Origin of the sequence: Micromonospora sp. NPDC050695, from assembly GCF_040654415.1 — a bacterium.
Lineage (GTDB): Bacteria > Actinomycetota > Actinomycetes > Mycobacteriales > Micromonosporaceae > Micromonospora.
This window is the reverse complement of sequence record NZ_JBFAHZ010000080.1, coordinates 1-17,888: the sequence shown is the minus strand read 5'-3', so window position 1 is coordinate 17,888 and position 17,888 is coordinate 1. Positions and strand designations below refer to the sequence as shown.

15 protein-coding genes and 1 pseudogene are annotated in these 17,888 nt (G+C 66.4%); 7 read left to right on the top strand and 9 right to left on the bottom strand.

All coding sequences use genetic code 11. From position 1 onward, the window contains the following. Positions 1-464 precede the first annotated feature (464 nt). From AB0H52_RS30195 to AB0H52_RS30175, 5 genes and pseudogenes are all read right to left on the bottom strand, one after another. On the bottom strand, positions 465-812 hold the full coding sequence (locus tag AB0H52_RS30195) for a metalloregulator ArsR/SmtB family transcription factor (RefSeq protein WP_357951631.1): 348 nt from the start codon (positions 810-812) through the stop codon (positions 465-467). A gap of 174 nt (positions 813-986) precedes the next feature. Then, positions 987-1,136, bottom strand: coding sequence for a DUF3703 domain-containing protein (locus AB0H52_RS30190; RefSeq protein WP_357951629.1), 150 nt, complete (start codon positions 1,134-1,136; stop codon positions 987-989). A 279-nt stretch (positions 1,137-1,415) separates the two neighbouring features. Next, positions 1,416-1,519: pseudogene (locus AB0H52_RS30185) on the bottom strand (cation transporter); the annotation flags it as partial. A 107-nt stretch (positions 1,520-1,626) separates the two neighbouring features. After that, positions 1,627-2,232: an ImmA/IrrE family metallo-endopeptidase gene (locus AB0H52_RS30180; protein WP_357951627.1), complete on the bottom strand. Its 606-nt coding sequence runs from the start codon at positions 2,230-2,232 to the stop codon at positions 1,627-1,629. A 3-nt stretch (positions 2,233-2,235) separates the two neighbouring features. Next, positions 2,236-2,613: a helix-turn-helix domain-containing protein gene (locus tag AB0H52_RS30175; protein ID WP_013289144.1), complete on the bottom strand. Its 378-nt coding sequence runs from the start codon at positions 2,611-2,613 to the stop codon at positions 2,236-2,238. A gap of 173 nt (positions 2,614-2,786) precedes the next feature. Between AB0H52_RS30175 and AB0H52_RS30170 the strand changes: the two genes are divergently transcribed. The 4 genes from AB0H52_RS30170 to AB0H52_RS30155 all read left to right on the top strand — a co-directional run bounded on the left by AB0H52_RS30170 (position 2,787) and on the right by AB0H52_RS30155 (position 5,355). Then, positions 2,787-3,062 (top strand): multiubiquitin domain-containing protein, encoded by a 276-nt coding sequence (locus AB0H52_RS30170; protein WP_357141497.1) that lies wholly within the window; start codon positions 2,787-2,789, stop codon positions 3,060-3,062. After that, positions 3,059-3,445 (top strand): hypothetical protein, encoded by a 387-nt coding sequence (locus AB0H52_RS30165; RefSeq protein WP_357951624.1) that lies wholly within the window; start codon positions 3,059-3,061, stop codon positions 3,443-3,445. Before AB0H52_RS30170 ends, AB0H52_RS30165 begins: the two co-directional genes overlap by 4 nt. Then, positions 3,427-4,788 (top strand): ThiF family adenylyltransferase, encoded by a 1,362-nt coding sequence (locus AB0H52_RS30160; protein ID WP_357951622.1) that lies wholly within the window; start codon positions 3,427-3,429, stop codon positions 4,786-4,788. The genes AB0H52_RS30165 and AB0H52_RS30160 overlap by 19 nt, the downstream gene beginning before the upstream one ends. Positions 4,789-4,896: 108 nt before the next feature. Then, positions 4,897-5,355, top strand: a complete 459-nt coding sequence (locus AB0H52_RS30155) for a GNAT family N-acetyltransferase (protein WP_357951621.1) — start codon at positions 4,897-4,899, stop codon at positions 5,353-5,355. A 181-nt stretch (positions 5,356-5,536) separates the two neighbouring features. On the opposite strand, the gene AB0H52_RS30150 is transcribed toward AB0H52_RS30155, so the two are convergent. The 4 genes from AB0H52_RS30150 to AB0H52_RS30135 form a co-directional block, all read right to left on the bottom strand. Next, a complete protein-coding gene (locus AB0H52_RS30150; protein WP_357951620.1) occupies positions 5,537-5,953 on the bottom strand; it encodes an Imm1 family immunity protein in 417 nt (138 codons plus the stop codon). After that, positions 5,950-6,276 carry a DddA-like double-stranded DNA deaminase toxin gene (locus AB0H52_RS30145; protein WP_357951619.1) on the bottom strand — a complete coding sequence of 109 codons (327 nt, stop codon included), beginning with the start codon at positions 6,274-6,276 and terminating at the stop codon, positions 5,950-5,952. The genes AB0H52_RS30150 and AB0H52_RS30145 overlap by 4 nt, the downstream gene beginning before the upstream one ends. Positions 6,277-6,434: 158 nt before the next feature. Next, positions 6,435-6,962, bottom strand: a complete 528-nt coding sequence (locus tag AB0H52_RS30140) for a DUF6244 family protein (RefSeq protein ID WP_357951617.1) — start codon at positions 6,960-6,962, stop codon at positions 6,435-6,437. A gap of 202 nt (positions 6,963-7,164) precedes the next feature. Continuing rightward, entirely contained in the window at positions 7,165-8,532 is a 1,368-nt protein-coding gene (locus tag AB0H52_RS30135; protein WP_357951615.1) for a hypothetical protein, read from the bottom strand. 265 nt (positions 8,533-8,797) lie between these two features. Between AB0H52_RS30135 and AB0H52_RS30130 the strand changes: the two genes are divergently transcribed. The 3 genes from AB0H52_RS30130 (at position 8,798) to AB0H52_RS30120 (ending at position 17,740) form a co-directional block, all read left to right on the top strand. Further along, positions 8,798-12,031 carry a helicase-related protein gene (locus tag AB0H52_RS30130; protein WP_357951613.1) on the top strand — a complete coding sequence of 1,078 codons (3,234 nt, stop codon included), beginning with the start codon at positions 8,798-8,800 and terminating at the stop codon, positions 12,029-12,031. Further along, complete coding sequence (locus AB0H52_RS30125) at positions 12,028-14,715, top strand: DUF1156 domain-containing protein (protein WP_357951611.1); 2,688 nt, start codon at positions 12,028-12,030, stop codon at positions 14,713-14,715. Before AB0H52_RS30130 ends, AB0H52_RS30125 begins: the two co-directional genes overlap by 4 nt. Positions 14,716-14,788: 73 nt before the next feature. Beyond that, a complete protein-coding gene (locus AB0H52_RS30120) occupies positions 14,789-17,740 on the top strand; it encodes a DUF499 domain-containing protein (RefSeq protein ID WP_278125787.1) in 2,952 nt (983 codons plus the stop codon). The last annotated feature ends 148 nt before the right edge of the window (positions 17,741-17,888 follow it).

The window sequence follows — 17,888 nt, the reverse complement described above, 5'->3', positions numbered from 1 at the left end:
CCGACACGGGCCACAACAGCACCGACCGTTCCGACACCAGCCAGCACGAACCCCCGCCGAAACAGAGGAGCACCAACGGAGCACCAACGTTCCAAAATGTAGGACAATCGGCAACGAAAATGGGAAGGAAAAAGGCCATGACCCCCGTTCCTGCAGGTCACGGCCTTGATCGTTTGTGCGCCCGAAGGGACTCGAACCCCTAACCTTCTGATCCGTAGGAGGAAGGGCAAGCCACCTTCCCCACCAGATACAAAGTCTCATGGACCGTGCTGTTTTGCAAGCCCTTCGTCCATGCGAAGGGCTTTCTGTTTCGGCTGGTCCGCGCGCTGCAGCCCAAGGGCGAAGCGCGCGGTTCCTCGATGGAGACGTCGCCGTGCTGATTTTGCCGCGTTGGTGCTCGCCCGGCGCCGAACATCCGAGCACCAACGGAGCACCATGCGAGCCGTGAAGTCCCTCCCGCAGGATCAGCGGGCCTTCTTCGTCGCCCGCTTGCGTGGCGGCGTCAACAGCTCGGCGATGCCCGCGATCGCGGACGGCACCAAGCGGTAGTACGCCCACACGCCCCGCTTGTCCCGTTCAAGCAGACCGGCCTCAGTGAGAATCCGAAGATGATGGCTCACGGTCGGCTGAGACAGTCCGAGCGGCTCGGTCAGGTCACTCACCGACGCCTCGCCCTCTGGAGACGACTGGATCAGGCTGAGCAAGCGCAGCCGAGCCGGGTCGGCGAAAGCCTTCAGCACTCCAGCGAGCCGCTCAGCGTCGGCGCGTTCGATGGGCTCGCCGGCGAGGGGCGAGATGGCAGGCTTCATCATGTTCGTGGATCCCACGTCCTGCATCGTCGCAGCACCACCGCCATAAGGCAGGCAGAACGAGGGGTGGATCACGCTTGACCGGCGGGGCTACTGGCTCACAGGCGGCGTCGGCCGTTGTTCCGGGCGCGTTGGCGAGCACCGCGGCCAGGTCGCCGGGGATCGGCATGGGTTGTGTCAGCGGTACGCGGGCGCCGCCGGTATCGCCGGCGCGTAGCGGCCCAACGCGGATCCGGGTCCGGTCACGGCGAGATGGATGACCTGCTCGACCCCCTCGACGCGGTCGCGTTCGCGCAGGGCGCGGCGCAGCATGGCGGCGTGGACCACGGTGTGCGGCTACGGCCACTGCTGGGACGGGCGAGCACGCGTTCGGCCGCCTGCCACACGGTCGCCGGGTCGTTGCGGTGCGACCAGTGGTCAACTCGGCATCGAACGCGGCGCGCACCGCGGACGGCATCCGCCGCCCGATAGCCAGTGCGGTCATGCCGCAATCGACGAGCAGCAGGAGCAGCCCGGTCGGTGTCGGCGCGCGTCATCCTCGCCAGCACCGTGTCCATCTGCGACGGTACCGGCGCGGGCGTCAGTGAGGGGGACGGTCAGCGGGACCGCGCAGCGGGCATCACTACGCCACACCTCCGGCCTTCCTTGACCGCCACGGCGACAATGACCAGTCCGGCGATGGGGTTGACCCAGGACCAGCCGTGCAGGCTTTTCGCCCCGAACTCGCAGGACTCGCCCCCGGCTGCCGCCACCCAACCAGGCCACCGAATGCTGACGTCTCGCCCAGCGGAGCAGCGAGGTGATGGATGAAGTTGGGCTACCAAGACTTTCCGGACTTGGCCCGCTTCGCGGCTGCGCGTTGAGCAACGATCCGCGCCCCCGTTCCGTTCATGCGCCACCTGGCCACCGGAAGGCTGACGTCGAAGAGGTCGGCGACTTGCTCGTCGGTCCTGCGCTCCCTGGCCGCCTTGTACGCGGCGGCCAGGGGCAGAAGCAGTTCGGCTCCAAGTTCCTGCGCTTCCCACTCCTGGTCTTTGCTGGTGGGATTGGCGCAACCATGGCGACCCTCGGCGCTGAACATGACCCGATCGAACTCGTGTTCAAGGAGCACATGGGCCATCTCGTGGGCGACGTTGAATCTGCGACGGCGGGGCAGGTGTGAGGTGTTCTCCACGATGAACTGGCCCGTTCCCGCAGGTACCAGCGCGGCGGACCATGCCTCCGGACGCTCGGAGGCGTAGAAGGTCACCGATTTCTCAGGGCATCCCATCTCCGCGAGGCTGTCCAAGGCGTGCACGGCGACGCCGTGCACGTGGGCTAGTTCGTAGGGGCAGAGCCGATCGTGTTCGGTGAGACCGAGGTCGGTCTTGCGGATGTCGATCGCTCGGCGCTGGATCTCAGCCTTGGGGAGCCTCTTGCCCACGTGTCACCGGTTCCGAGCCGCGCGTTGGGTGGCGTGCAGCTTCATGGCCGCTTCGAGCACGTTCTGTAGGTGTTGCTTCTCCTCCTCGCCGAGATCTTTGCGAGCCCGCAGGAGAACGCCGACCTCGGCGAGGAGTTCCGGCTCCTCGTCTTGGTCGTCCTCCGTGTCGGAGATCCAGAAGGTCTCCGCTGGCATCTTCAGCCACTGGGTGAGGGTCATGAAGGCGTCGGCGTCCGGCCGGTAGCCGTTGGCAAGGCGGGTCATCGTCGAAGGGCTACATCCCACCTCGCCGGCGAGTTGTCGCCAGGAGAGGTTCTTGCTTCTGCGCGCGGCGTCGAGGGCGGCATACAGCGCCGGCACGTTGATCCTGGTCTGGGCCATGGGCGGGGCATCTCCTCGCAGGTTGCGCGAACCACCTTTCTACCACCGTTCGACATGTCGAACACTCGCGTGGTAGCGTTGATCTCGTTCGACAAGTCGAACGGTGTCCTACTAGTAGGACACCTACCGTACCCGCTGCGCTCCAGCAGCAGCAACGATCCGAGGAGATCAATATGACGACCAGCGCGACCGAAAACGTCGGCGAGAACCAGCGCTCGCCCCGGACCATCACGGTCTCGGTCAACAACCAGCCGATCGAGTTGCCCGAGCGCCGGGTCACCGGCCGGGACATCAAGCAGGCCGCCGTCGCCCAGGGCGTCCACATCCAGCCCAACTTCCAGCTCTCGGTGAAGCGGGGCAACCGCTACGAGGTCATCGGCGACGACGACACCGTCACGGTCCACCCTCACCAGGAGTTCCTCGCGGTCGCGCCGGACGACAACTCGTGACCGAGCCGACCACGGCGGTCACCACCGCGGTCGACGCCGTCCGGGAACACTTCGCCGGCAAGCCGGTCGAGGTCACCCCGGACGGCGCCGGCGGCGCCTTCGTGATCGTTAACGACATTGAGATCGGCCCGGGCTACATCCCGTCGACCACATGGCTGGGCTTCCAGATCAGCGCCGCCTATCCCTGCGCGGATGTGTACCCCCACTACACCGGACGGCTGACCCGCACCGACGGGCAGCCTCACGGGCCGGCCATCCAACAGGTCGACTGGCAGAACAGGCCGGCTCTGCAGTTGTCACGCCGCTCCAACGGGTGGCAGGCCGGGATCGACAACGCCGCGCTCAAGGCCGAGAAGGTGATCACATGGCTCGTCACCCAGTGAACCCGCCGGCGGACGGCTGGAGCCTCACTGTGCCGGCTCGGCTGTGGGCCGACCTGTCCAATCACCTGTTCCGAAGCGACAGGGACGAACACGGCGCGGTCATCCTCGCAGGCCGCGCGAAGGGCCCGCGCGGGCCCCGGCTGCTCGCCCGCGAGCTGATCCTCGCCAAGGACGGGGTCGACTATGTGCCCGGTGAGACCGGGTACCGGGCTCTCGCGCCGTCCTTCGTCCGCGACGCCGCAGTCCGGGCGCGGGAGGAGGGGCTCGCCTACCTCGCCGTGCACAACCACCTCGGCGGCGTCACGGTTGGCTTCTCCCGGATCGACCTGGCCAGCCACGAGCGGGGCTACCCGGCACTGCGGCAAATCACCGGCCAGGTCGTCGGCGGACTGGTCTTCACTGACCAGGCCGCCGCCGGTGACCTGTGGTTGCCCGACGGGTCCCGCGTCGACCTCGCGGAGGTCGTCATCCCGAGCGGCAACCTCATTCGCCTGCGGCCTCGCCCCGCCCGCGCCGACACGGCCGAGCTCCTGCACGATCGGCAGGCGAGGCTCTTCGGTCAGCTCGGCCAGGAGTCCCTCAGCCGCCTGCGGGTTGCCGTGGTCGGCCTCGGCGGGGTCGGCAGCATCCTCGTCGAATTCCTCGCCCGCCTCGGCGTCGGCGGCCTGGTCCTGATCGACGACGACATCGTCGACGAGACGAACCTGCCCCGGCTGCTCGCCGCCGAACGCGACGACGTCGGCCGGCCGAAAACCCTCCCCGCAGTCCGGAACGCCCGTCGGGCGAACCCGGATATCGACCTGACGGTGATGGCGGAACGAGTCGAGACCAGCACGGCGAGACAGTCGTTGAACTACTGCGACTGGATGTTCCTCGCCGCGGACAGCCACTCCGCCCGGTACTGGGTCAACGCCGCCGCCAACCAGTACCTGATCCCCACGACGCAGATCGGCGTCAAGATCCCCGTGAACGACGACGACATCGTCGGCCAGATCCACGCCGTCAACCGGTTCGTGGTCCCCGGAAGCGGCTGCATGTGGTGCAACGGCCTCATCGACCCGACCGAACTCGCGATCGACATGCAACCCGAACACGTACGGGCTGCCGCCCGCTACGTCGCAAGCGTTCCAGCGCCCAGCGTCATCGCCCTCAACGGCCTCGTCGCCACCGAGGCCATCAACCACTTCATGCTCGCGGTCACCGGCATGCACCACGACCCCGACGACACCACCTCCACGATCCACCTGCCCAGACGGCGCGAACGCACAGGCCAGATGCCACGTCGTGACAAGGACTGCCCATGGTGCTCTCCAAACGGGCACCTCGGGCGCGGTGACGGCTGATCAGGGCAGTGGCGATCTTGCCGACGGTGGGGGTGCGCTGGCCGGGCGCCCGGCCGTGGCCATACCGCCGCTCCCGTCTCGCTCCGTGTGCGAAATAGGATGTGTCGAGTGACTTTCGACTTCATCGAGAAGCGGCCCGGACCGGGTGACCAGGTGATCTGGTATCCGTTCGCTGAGAACAGCGACTTCAGCCCGAGCTGGTGGGACTACCGGTCGATCGACGGCGTCAAGTCATACGCCTTGCTGGAGGTCCGCCAGGGTGGAGTGGAAGTAGCACGGATCGAGCTCGACCCCGGCGTCGTGATCGATCACTACCTAGGAACCCCTGAACTCGGCAACGCAGCGCTCGAGATTGAACTAATCGAGGTGGCGGAGTCGCACCGACGCCGAGGCATCGGGACCAAGATCATCGGGGCGTTGGTGTCCAGGTACCCCGAACGACGACTGCTCGCCTTCAGCGAGGAAGCCGACGACTTCTGGGCGTCGCTGGGATGGACGCGATACGACCACCCGGAGGGCCCGCAGCTCAACCGCCCCTTGTACATTCAGCCAGCCGAAAGGGTCTGAGTAAACGCGGCGGCGGAACAACGGGACGGATCGAGCGACCCTGGACGGACGGCGCGACTACCGGCGCTAGGTCGAGTCGTACCGCCCGCAGAAGCCGTCCGGGTCGTACCTGCGGGGCGCGCAGGGCCTTTGGCATCACGGGCGGGCGCGCCAGTGCGCGCCGCTGCCCCTCGCCACGCGATCACTCGGTGACCGCCGCCAGGTGCGGCGGTTCGCCGCCGGTCTTGAGGAAAGTGACTGCCAGTTGTATCGCCGTTTCGGGCCGAAGTTGTAGGTGCTCAGCCGGGTACTCGGTGGGCACTCCGCCGAAGTCGAAGTGGAGTCCCTCGGCCGGGGTTTCCGCTGTGGGATCGTTGAGGTAGCCGCCGTCGTCAGCGATGTGTACCGCGAAGGCGTGGGTGGGGTGACCGAGTCCGATCTGGATGCCGGGTGGCAGGCCGTCGGGGTCATTGTCGGTGTCGCTGAAGATGGTCAGCACGACGGGCTCGCCGGCCTGTTGGATCTCGCGAAGGAGGGCTCCGAGGGCGTCGGGGTCGGCCAGTAGGACCTCGTGGCTGTCGCGCTGGTCGCCTCGGTCGTAGGTCCAGGTCACCTTCATGCGATCGCCTTTCCGTTTCCGGTGTAGGTACGCCAATGGCGTACCTGACCGTTATCGTCGCGTACGTAGACGGCCAGCCGCGCGCCGGCCGGCAGCAGCCGGGAGAGGATCTTCTCGCAGCCGTAGGGGGTGTAGTCGCAGGGCGGATTGTTGGTCACCACAGCCGCCTGGGTGACGCGGTCGCGGCGCATCCGGGCGGCAAGCTTGGCCTCCAGATGGTCGGTCGTGGTGGCGATGAGTTTGTAGGCCGGCTTGAGGTCGGCGGCGGCGGCCGGGTCACGGCCAGACCTCATGGGTATCCGCTCACCACCGATCAACGCCACACCGGAGGTAGGGTCTTTCGCTTGCCGTCGAGGCAGGTCCCGAGCCGCATCGATCAACCCTTCGGGCACCAACTCGGGCTGAGCCGGTGCTTCCGTTGCAGTCGCAGACGTGTCACGTGTGGCGGGCGGTCGGCTGATGTCGCTGCCACCGCCCGTCGTCAGTTTCCCAGTTCACCGACCTGCCGAGCCTGCGCCAGCGCCGTATCGACGTGCTGTCGGGCCTCGGTCCCGCGGGTCCGGACGGTCGCCAGAACCTGCAGCACCTGCTGCAGACGCGACAGCGTGGGACCGGGCTGCCCTCCCTGCAACGCCGTCGTGACCAGCCGTCGCGTGTCATCGACCGCGGATCCGGCCGCAGTGACATAGCCGTCAACGGCGGTCAGCGCGGCCACGACCGGCGTGAGCGCGGCGATCGTCTCCTGCGGCGACGGCTGCTGCGGCACGGCGCTCAGCGACCGAGACGCCTCACCCAGGACCCCACCGGCCTGCGCCAGCCGAGACCGAGCCTGCCCGAGCACTTCCCGCGCGCGAGCCAACCCCACAGCGATGCCGGCGAAGCCGGAGGCCACCGCCCGAGCGGTAATCTGCTCGATCGCATGGTCGACAGCACCGGCCTCCTGCTGCGCCCGGTCCACGCCTGCCGCCATCGCCTGCACGTCGGCACCAATGCTGTCGGTCAGCGACATCGAACCACCCTCCGGCTCTGAGTCCACATAGAACTGTGGCAGCGTAGAGACGAGTGCCGCTGGAACACAACCAATGCGCAGAACGGCTTCCGTTGAGAGATCCGTTTTCTCTTGATGAACAGCACGCGTCAGGCCTCGCCTCTTCATGCGAATAAGACGCCGGCCCGGCAGACGCCGTGCAAGTGTCGGCTACGCCGCCCGATCAGAAGATCGCCTCCATGCCACGGTCGGCGCGGTTCGGATGGTCGTATTCGCTGCGCCGCGTCTTGCTTGCAAGGACGACCTCTCGCGTCTGGGCTTGCTGAGCGGCAACCTCTAAGACGGCTTCGCTTCCCGCCTTGGTGGTGCCCGCGAATCCGCGGCGCACGAGGGCGACGAAGACCTCTCGGGGAAGGTATCGGGTGTTGCCGTAGGTGACCTCGAATCCGGTGCGGGGTCCGGTGCGTAGGCTCCCATCGGCGATCGCTCGCTGAAGGTAGTCGGCCGGTACGTACATGCCCTTGAGTACGAATGGGTCGCCGGGGGTGAAGTCCTGGTCGCGGACGAACTTGAACCAGAACGGGCTGGGCACCATACGCCAGTCCTGCGAGTTGACCGGCTCGTTTAAGCCGATATCCATCCGCTGCAGTTGTTCCGCAAGTTCCGCCTGGCCCGTGTACGCCCACCGTTCAGTGCCACTGTTTCGGCTGGTGGGGCGCAGGGTCATGCGCTTGTACTGCACGAGAGTGAAGATGCGTTCGAGTTCGTCGTAGTAGATGAGGTCGACGCCCAGAGCCTTCTCCAGGGGCTTGCGGTTGACGTTCATGATGGTCAGCGTGAACTGGTCGTCGCTGAAGCGGGCGATGCTAGAGCTTCGCAGCTGTAGTTGACCTTGAGGGTCGAAGCGGCGCAGGTCCTCGGCGAGCAAGTCGTCCTCGTTGTCCGCTACCGCCAATGGGTTGTCTGCGAGATACAGCGGATTGATGGTGGCGCCAAACGCCTCCTCGGGCCTGAGGCCGTCGCCAGGGGTGTACAGCAGGTCCTCGGGTGCCGTGACGCCGGAGATGTCGATCGCCAGTGAAACGGCGTCACGCTCTTCACGCAGCCGAGCGGCGTGTGGCCCGGTCAACGGGCCGTCCGCCTCACGTAGCGCCGCGATCCACTGACCGACGGCGGGCGAGAGCTGCTGCAACGCGGCGACTACGGCGGCGCCGCCCTGCGGAGGCAGCCGTTTCGGCTCAAGAGGATGAGGCATCCGGCCCGGGAGGTTGAGGCGTCGCTCCACGTCTGACGGTAGCGCTGCCTGCAGGCGCTTGACCGGCACCGGCTTGGGAAGACGGAACACTGGCGTGACCGAAGTACGGTCCTTGCCGGTCGCGACCTGCTGCGAGCGACGGGCAACACCGATGAGCATCACAGCGTCGACATCGCCAGTGTCGCCGTCGGCGGCACCGATGCCGAGCATAAGCGCACCGGGTTTCGGTCGGCTGTGCCGGTAGAACACGTCCGTGACCCGGGCCGAGTCACGCCGCTGATCCTCGTCGGTCATGACCTCGTCGAGTGCCCAGAGGATCACGTCGCGTGTCGGCATGCGCATAGCTTGCCAGCCGTCTTTGCCTAGGACAGCCCTTAACGATCGTCGAGGTCTCACACCACCGCCCTGACCTGGATCTTGGCCTTCCTGACTTGGAGCGCATGTACACCGCGAGTAACGTGAAGGCTCGGGCAGACCGGGCTCTGCCACCAGCTGGCTGGGATGCTGGCAGCCGGACGGGTCAGACCTCCGTCGCCGCGTTCTCCGCGTCCCCAGGGCTCTGGCCCCTTCGTGCGAGAATCCCGTGGTCAAAGGAGGACTCGTGGTCGATGCGGCAGGATTCGAGCCCGGGCAGAGGATTCACATACCCGGTCGCAACCTGCCCTCGTGGGTGACCGTAGATCTCGCGCAACGCGGTGCGGGCGGAGCTTGGACGCTCTACGTCACGGATGACGCCGGCTCACTCCATAAGGTGTCCCTCACCGGCGAACAAGCCGAAGAGGTCACCTGTCTGGTCGAGGATGGCCGCGCCCCTTCGGCGCGCGTCTTGGCCGGTATGTGGACCCGATGGATGGCCGCAGCCGCTACCAACGCCAAGACGACGCTGCTCGCATCGAGCCCGCTGCGCCCCTACGCTCATCAGGCGAACGCCGTGTACGGAGCGATGCTCCCGCAACCGTTCCTGCGGTTCCTGCTGGCTGATGAGCCCGGGACCGGCAAGACGATCATGGCCGGTCTTTATCTGCGAGAGATGCAGCGACTCGGGTTGATCCGCAGGGCGTTGATCGTTGTGCCGGCAAACCTGGCCAGCAAGTGGCAGGAGGACTTCGATCGGTTCTTCGGCGGGGGCCTGCGCCGAATCACGGCGGACACGGTACGTGAGCATGCGCTCGACACGGGGCACGACCTGTGGGTCGTGTCGCTTGAACTGGCGGCCACGAACGGCGCCGTGCAGGATGCTATCCGCCCGGACAAGGCAGGCTGGGACATCGTCGTGTTCGACGAGGCCCACCGCCTAACTCCGACGGCCACCTCGTTTCACCAGGTCGGGCGCATGCTGGCGAAGAACGCCCCACGTGCGCTGTTGATGACCGCGACTCCGCACCGCGGGTCCGAGTGGCTGTTCCGCCACCTGTTGCACCTGGTAGACCCCGACATCTATCCCGATCCCGGAGACAAGAACGACGAGGGCTTACAGCCATTACGCCCCGGACCAGTGCACTTCCTGCGAAGGATGAAAGAAGACCTCGTCGACTACGACGGGGTGACCCGATTGTTCAAGGGGCGCACGGCAAGCAACTTCCGGGTACCGCTGGGATCCAAGGAGTACTCGATCTACCGGCAGGCGCTGGACATGGTCGACCAGTTCTTCCCTCCCACGGCTCGAACCCTGGCCCGTATGGTGTACGGCAAGCGAGCCGCCTCGACATTGTTCGCGCTCCGGGAGACGCTACGCCGCCGCTCTGCGCATATGGGCGCGAAGACCGAGGCCGAGGCGGTCCTGGACGTCGAGCGGACCTTTGAGGCCGACGACGAGGCCAAGGACGAGGCCAAGGTCGTCCATGCCACGTCACAGGCCAGCCGGGCTGAGCGCGCGGCGATCAAGGACCTGCTCCAGCAGCTGGATGCCATCCTGGCGGACAGCAGCTACGAGCCGTCGAAATGGCGTGACCTGACACGCCTGTGCCTTACGGCAAACGGGATCATCGCGGGCAGCGGCGAGCAAGCGGTTGTGTTCACCGAATACGCAGATTCCGCCGCGTGGATCGTGCAGCGACTTAACGCTGCTGGCTACACCGCCCGCATGTACTCAGGACGGCAGGCACCGGCCGAACGTGATGCCGTGCGGGCCGCGTTCATGCGTCGGGAGTTCCAGGTCATCGTCACCACCGACGCCGGGAACGAGGGCATCGACCTGCAAGCCGCGCACGTGCTGGTGAACTACGACATGCCGTGGTCGCTGGTGCGCCTGGAACAGCGCATGGGCCGTATCCACCGGGTCGGGCAACTACGTGACGTTCTCCTATACAACCTCATCGCCACAGACACCCGTGAGGGTGATGTGCTGCATACGCTGCTGGAGCGGTTCGTGTCCGCCGCCAGTGAGCTCGGCGGGCAGATCTTCGACAGCCTGTCGACCGTCGCGGAGATGACCGGGATGCGGTACGAGCAGTGGCTCACGGATCTCTATGGCGATGATGAGGACAAGAAGGCAGCCGCCGACGCCGCTGTGCGCAAGGTACACACCGCCGATCTCAAGCGGGCCGCGCGCGCCGCCCGAGCCCAAGAGGCCGCGCTCGCCAGTCAGGTCGACGCGATGGCCGCACTCACACTGCTACAACGGGATCTGCTGGACCGGATCAACCCGGCGATCGTCGAGTCATACCTCAACCGGCTCGACCAGGCCCGTCTGCTGCGAGTGCAGCGCACCGCCGCCGGCGAGGGCATCCTGCTGCTGTCCTCCGACAGCCCCCTGCCGCAAGGCTTGGGGGGGCGCCCGCAGGCGCTCGTTGCGACTAGCGGCGAGGCGCTGCGTGACCATAGCGTCAGTGTCGACACGTCGAACGTGCTTGCGCTGGGCCCAGGCGACGCGGCCTTCGGCGATCTCATCGCCCTCGCCGACGAGACCCTCGCCGCCGACATATACCGGGGTGGGGCTGCCGATGACCCCACCAGTCTTAGCGGATACGAACTGCACGCCTTCGAAGCCACCCTGACCGAGGCCGGTGGCAAACGCCACACCGCGTGGGCTGCCCTGATCCGCGTCGACGACAACGGTCAGGCGTATCCGGTGCGGTGGGAGACGCTCGCCAATCTCGTCCCCAGCGCGTTGGCCGGCACCGCGCCCCACCCCGCGCGGATCGACACCGCCGCGCAGGCCGCAGCCGCTCTGGCCGCGAAGACCCGCGACGAGCATCAGCGGGTGCGCAGCGAGTGGTTCGCCCAGGCTCGCCACGACCTACAAAACCTTCCCGTCGACCTGACCGTGGGAATCGCCGACAAGAAGGAGCGGGTCGCGACCCGCCACCGACTGGAGCAGCGCGCGACGGAGCGTCTAGGCGAGCTGGAAGCACTCAGCCAGGTCAGGCTGAGCGAACCCAAACTGGTGGCGCGTATCCGCGTCCACCCGACGGCCGCGCCACGGACAGCCGAGGAGACGGATTCGGAGACTGTGGCGATGCTCCATGTCCTGCGCCTGCTACAGGAAGACGGATGGCGTGTCGCCGACGTGCACGCGGACAACCGCGGCTACGACCTGCACGCCATCCGCGGCCGCGATCAGCGCTTGGTCGAGGTCAAGGGCGTGTGGCGGTCCGCAGCCAGCAACGGCATCCGCATGACGGGCAACGAGGTGCTGATCGCCACCCAGCACCGCACCGACTACTGGCTCTACGTGGTCGACCAGTGCCACGACAGCCGAGGCACGCTCTTCGGCACTTACCGAGACCCCATCACAACCTTCGCCGACGAGATCCGCAATGATGCAGTCTTCCGCGTCCCCGGCAGCACCCTGAGCAAGCACCGCACCACAGCCCAGCAGGAGAACCACCGATGACCCGAATGATCGAACGCTGGTTCCCCTGCGCCGAGGTCTCCAACAACAGCGCCAACGGATGGGGCTCCGGCAACACCGAATCCAGCCTGTGGGTCTGGTTCGCCAAACGACCCGTGGCCCAGTCCAAGGCTGCCGTTCTCACCAGCCTGCTCCCCTGGCCGGACAGCGAGCAGGACCAACGCAAGCTACAAAACCTGGTCCGCACCGCGATGAGCGGCTACAGGAAGGCCCAGGACGAGATCGAGAAAATCCTGGCCGACACCTACGGACGCCGCCCTCGGGTTCTCGATCCGTTCTCCGGCCGGGCCATGATCCCGTTGGAAGCCGGCAGGCTCGGCGCGGATGCGTTCGGCGTCGATTACTCGCCATTCGCCACGCTCGGCGGTTCGCTGCTGGCCGACCTGCTGTACCGGGACTGGTCAACGGAACAGCCGTTGCCGTTCGGTGCCACAACTATGAGCGGTGTACGCCTGCTCGACGACGCCGAAACCTTCCTCAACGAGGTCGGAGCCCGCTTCACCGCCGCGATGGCCGAGTTCTATCCCCAGCACGGTGGTCGCTTCCCCTGGGGTTACCTGTGGGCCTCCTCGCTGCCGTGCCAAGAGTGCGGGAACCGGTTCCCGCTCGTCGGAGAACTTCACCTGCGCTTGCCGCGGCCGAAAAAGGACGACCCGGGACAAAGCTTCTACCTCGACGCGGACGGCAAGAGCGGCAAGGTGACTGCCGTCGTTCACGACGGCCCGCCTAGAGGGACACCGACTCGGGTCCTGGCCGGTAAGAGCAAGTACGCCTCCGACGGCCGCGTCGCGGTCTGCCCCTTCTGTGGACACGTTCACACCAAAGACACGCACACCCGGCTGAGCCTCGACGGCGAGCGACGCGACATGCTGCTCGTGGCCGCTGACCTCGATGACGAGGGCACAAAGGTCTTTCGCGAGCCGACCGGTGACGAGTTCGCCGCCACCGAACGGGCACGCAAGGCGCTCGCCGAGGAACCACCGTTCGGGCTACTCCCAGCCCGTCCCGACGAACGCATCCCCGACAGCAACAGTCGGACGATCCAATCCGTCAACTACGGCGACAAGGTGTACGGCGACCTGTTCGAGGATCGCCAAGCCCTAGGCTTCGTCAGGCTGTCGCGGGCGATTAACGAATGTTCTCAAATCTGTCTCGACGCTGGCCTGAGCACCGACTATGTGCGCGCGCTGGCCGGTTTCGCCACTGCCGCCATGATGCGGAAGTTGCGTCGGTCCTCCAGGGGCGCCCGCCTGCAGAAGGCCGGCGGATGCCAGATCGGTGACTTGTTCGTCAACCAGTCTGCAGTCTCGTTCTCCTATGACTGGTTCGAGGGTGGACTCTCCGACGGACCCGGCTCCTGGCACTCGCTGGCGTCGCAGACCCTTACCGCGATGCGGAACATCCTGCTTCGCGCCGGTAGCGTCCCGGCCACCATCGAACGCGGTGACGCTACCGGGGTGCGCTTTCGCACCGCTTCCATGGACGCTGTCGTGACGGACCCGCCTTACGACGACATGATCGACTACAGCGACTCCAGCGACATGTTCTACGTGTGGGCGAAACGTGCCATGCAGGTCGCCGATCCATCCGTGGCGATCACTGCCCACCCGGACGGGGTCCAGGAGAAGGGTTCGGAGGTCATCGTCAAGCGCGGTGGCGGTCCGGCGAACGATCACCGCACCACCGATCACTACGATCGGATGATCGCCCAAGCATTCTCCGAAGCCCGCAGGGTCGTCGCTCATGACGGCGTCGTCACTATCGTCTTCGGGCACGGGGACCCGGAGGTTTGGCATCGCCTGTTACAAGCCATCACCGCCGCCGACTTGGTGATGTCTGCTTCGTGGCCCGCGAAGACGGAAGCCGGCGGTGCGGCTGCCGGGTCGGCGAACATCGTCACCACCTTGACGATGGCCTGCCGCCCAGCAATGCCGAACCGCAAGGACGGTCGGGCCGCAGCCGTCGAGATGCAAATCCGCGAGGAAATCGCCCGTCGAGTCCGCGACTGGGAGCGTGCGGGCCTCGCGCCGACAGACATGCTCATGGCCTCGGCGGGACCAGCCATGGAAATCGTCGGCCGTTACACCCGCATCCTCGACAGCCGCGCTGAGCCTGTCGAGATCGACCGATATCTGGTCCTTGCCCGTCGGGCTGTTCAGGACGCGATGGCGGTGGACGTCGACCGGCATCCGCTACAGGCCTTCGACCCGCGCACCCGGTTCGCGCTGTGGTGGGTCCGGCTGTTCGGCCGTCAACTGGTCGCTAAGTCTGAGCTGCGCTGGCAGGTCCTAGCCGCAGACCTGGACATGAGTGACGTCAAGGACCTCGTACCCAGCGCGAGCGACGGTTGCCAGTTCGTCGCGTCGGCGCGTTTCAAGGCGACCATCACCAGCGATTCCCCAGTCATCGATGTCGTGTTGGCGATGGGCAGGGCGCAACGCGATGGCCTCGGCGCCGTCGGTGAGGTCCTGTCCTCGTCCGGCCGTGACAGCGAGGACCCATACCTATGGGCAGCGATGAAATTCCTGGCAGACCGGCTGCCCGAGCGCGACGCCGACGCAATCGGATGGACCCGGATCCTGCGCAACCAGTCGGGCGTCTTCAGCGCGGCGAAGTCCGCCAACACGACGCAGGCGGCACAGGACGCTCAGCAACCACTATTCTGACCGAACTCACGGAGGCCGCCGAGGCGATCGGGGCGTCCGCGAGGCTGCATCCGCGCGAGGTGAGGGGACGACGATGAGCGGCGCCAGGATGACCCCGTGGTGGGACGCGATCCGCATCCGACCGGAGGTCATCAACGCCGCTGGGCAGATCGACGACGTGCAGATGTCGCTGTTCAACGCCGTCTACGCGACAGGCACGTTGCGGCCGGCCTACGCCGACGCCACCTACTACGCAGAGATCACCTATCCCACAGATCTGCTCGTCGGCCTGCTCGCCGAGATCTCCGTCCGTCTCGGCGGCGGCAGTGACTACACCAAGGCCCGGGCGCTCACACGTCTGGACCAAGGCATGGGCGGCGGTAAGTCCCACGCCTGCATCGGCTGCTGGCAGCTCGCGCGCCACCCCACAGCTCTGGCCCAGACCGACTTGGGCAAGCTGGTTTTCACCCGCGCCGCCGGCATCCTCGGCCGTAGCCTGCCACCCGACCTGAACAACCCGCACGTGGTCGTCCTGCCGTGCGACAACATGACCCCCGGCGCCCCAGTCAAGGAAATCGACGGACCGGCGTACAACCTGTACGAGCGGTTCTTGTGGCGGTTGTTCTCCAAGGACTACACGCTCTACGAACGCTACGCCCCCTACTTCAACGACAAGAGCAAGATCGCTGAGGCGCTACGAGCGCTCAATCGACCTGTTCTCATCATTGTCGATGAGATCATGGACTACTTCGGGAACGGCCTCGACGGCGCCGCCAAGCCCGAACTTGTCGCCCAAGACATGGCGTTCCTGCGCGCTCTGCTGGATGCGGTCAATGACGTACCGAACGTGGCCATGCTCGTTGTCATGATCGGCTCCGATACCATTGCGCTGGGCACCGACGGTGCCCGGGAACGCCGCACCGACCTGCACGACCTGCTGGAGCGCAACGGCCTGCCGGCGACCGTGACTGCGAACGCCGACTTCGCGGACATCCTCCGCCGACGCTTGTTCGACCAGGCGCCGCCGGAGGAAATCGTCGTCGCGGCTGCCCACGCGTTCGACGGCATCCACACCGACAAACCGTGGACCAAGAACGTCTGGGACAACATCCCTGGGACGTGGCGTAGCGACTTCCTCCGCGAGGTACGCCGCACGTACCCCTTCCACCCCATGCTGATGCATCTGGCCGAGCACGAGTGGGCCACCGTGACCGGCTTCCAGAAGGTCAGATCCACCATCCGCATCTTCGCCGCGTCGGTCTATGCGCTGCAGCAGCGCGGCAAGAAGGGAGACTGGGCTCCGCCGCTCATCGGTCCCGGCGACCTTCCGCTGTCGAACAACAACGTACGCGAGGCGATCCTCGGCTCCGGCCTCGTCGGTGACCAACGCACAGTCGCGAACTTCCGTGCGCTGGCCGAGAACGAGATCGTCAATCAGAACGACGACGGCGGCGCCGCCCGCAGGCTCGACCTGCAACGCGAACCCGTCCCATGGTCGGCCACCAACCCCCGAGCTGCGGAACGGGGCGCGACCTTCATCTTCCTCACCAGCATCGTCGGCTCCCGCCCAGGCGGACGGCGCGGCGCCTCAGCCCCAGAGGTCAAGGCAGCCCTCGCCGCCCCGGACTCCGACTTCACGCTCACTGACGCCGACGGCGTCGTCGCCGACCTGGTCAATCAGGACAAGGGCATGAGCGCAGTCGAAGCGATCGCCGGGCAGGGCAACAACAAGCCGGCGCGGTACTACCTGTCGACCAAGCTGACCTACCGCACGCTGGTCAACTCGCTGCGCAAAACCGTCACCGACGACGAACGTGATCACGTCATCGTCGAGTTCGCGCAGCGACTGGCCAACACAGGCCCATTCAAGGTCAAACGGTTTATCACCGCCGACCTCGCTCGGACTCCGACCGAGGTGCTAGCAACCGCCGGGCTCGACGACGCCCGCACCACCCGGCTGTTCATCCTCGATCCGGCCCAATTCTCCCTGCGCAACGGGATCGAGCAGCAGACCATCCAGGCCCTCAAGGTCGCCGTCGGCCTCGGAGAAGGCACCGCACGATTGCCTGTCGAGTGGGCCTCCTCCGCAGTGTTCGCCGTCGCCAACACCCAACGCCGAGCCCGGGCGAGGGCCCTCGCGGTGGAGTACCTGGCCCGCCATCGGGCGCTCTCGGCGCCCGAGGTGCAAGCCGACGCCGATCTCACCACCACGGGGAACAAGGAACTGACGGCCGCGAAACTCGAGCTGGAGAAAGCGGTCAAACGCGCATACCAGCATGTGGCCTATCTGGCGCAACCCAATCCAGACGCGGACCGCGCGCTCGACCAGGTCACCTTCGAGGACGAGAACCAGAGCGCCCTGGACGGCACCCAGGTATGGAAGGCGCTCGCCGACAAGGAGAAAGTCTTCGACGCCGGACAGTTCACCGCTCGGGTGCTGCTCTATCACCTGCGCGATCAGGACTATGGACGACCCTTGTCTGAGATCCGCGACGCGTTCTGGAACACCCCCCGTCTCCCGTTGCTGTACACCGGTGAGGCGGACCTGCAAGAGGCGATCTACAGCGCAGTCGCGTCGGACGAACTCGCGATCGTGGACGGCTCGTCCCAGCCAGTCGCGGTCACCGACTCAAGCCAGGTCAATCTCGCCTCGGTCGGGCTGCGCCTCGCGCGCCCGCTCACTTGTGAGGACCCTGGAGCCGACGAGCCCACCGCTGACACGCCGAAGCCGCAACCCGGCGGCACGAGCGGCGCTGGCTCGACAGGTTCCGAAGCACCGGGAGGTACCAGCGGCACGGGAGAATCCACCGACCACACGCCCGCTGAAAAGTTCGTCACCTTCCCGCTAGTCGGTAACCTCTTCCAGCAACCGCACAAGAGCGAAGGGATGGCCCAGGTTTTCCGGACTCTCTACTCAATGCTGGATGAAGGCACTATCTCGTACTTGCAGGGCACCCTGCAGCTCGTCGTGGATGCCTCGGCAGCGGACAAGCTGGCCGAACAGGTACGCGCGCTCGGCCTCGGTGTAACGGTGAGGGATCAATAGCCTGCACACGTAATAGATTCGCAGGCAACGCCGCGACCCGCCGTGAGCTGTTCCTAAGTGGTCCGCTCCGTAAATCCTTCGGGGGTTATGCGGTCAGGGCCAGTGCGGCAGGCTGGTGATCGCAGCCGGTGGGTTGCTGGGGGTTCTG

Coding starts and splice junctions, on each gene's coding strand:
- AB0H52_RS30195 (WP_357951631.1), bottom strand. CDS start 812: ATGATGAAGCCTGCCATCTCGCCCCTCGCCGGCGAGCCCATCGAACGC.
- AB0H52_RS30175 (WP_013289144.1), bottom strand. CDS start 2,613: ATGGCCCAGACCAGGATCAACGTGCCGGCGCTGTATGCCGCCCTCGAC.
- AB0H52_RS30170 (WP_357141497.1), top strand. CDS start 2,787: ATGACGACCAGCGCGACCGAAAACGTCGGCGAGAACCAGCGCTCGCCC.
- AB0H52_RS30160 (WP_357951622.1), top strand. CDS start 3,427: ATGGCTCGTCACCCAGTGAACCCGCCGGCGGACGGCTGGAGCCTCACT.
- AB0H52_RS30150 (WP_357951620.1), bottom strand. CDS start 5,953: ATGAAGGTGACCTGGACCTACGACCGAGGCGACCAGCGCGACAGCCAC.
- AB0H52_RS30140 (WP_357951617.1), bottom strand. CDS start 6,962: ATGTCGCTGACCGACAGCATTGGTGCCGACGTGCAGGCGATGGCGGCA.
- AB0H52_RS30135 (WP_357951615.1), bottom strand. CDS start 8,532: ATGCCGACACGCGACGTGATCCTCTGGGCACTCGACGAGGTCATGACC.
- AB0H52_RS30125 (WP_357951611.1), top strand. CDS start 12,028: ATGACCCGAATGATCGAACGCTGGTTCCCCTGCGCCGAGGTCTCCAAC.
- AB0H52_RS30120 (WP_278125787.1), top strand. CDS start 14,789: ATGAGCGGCGCCAGGATGACCCCGTGGTGGGACGCGATCCGCATCCGA.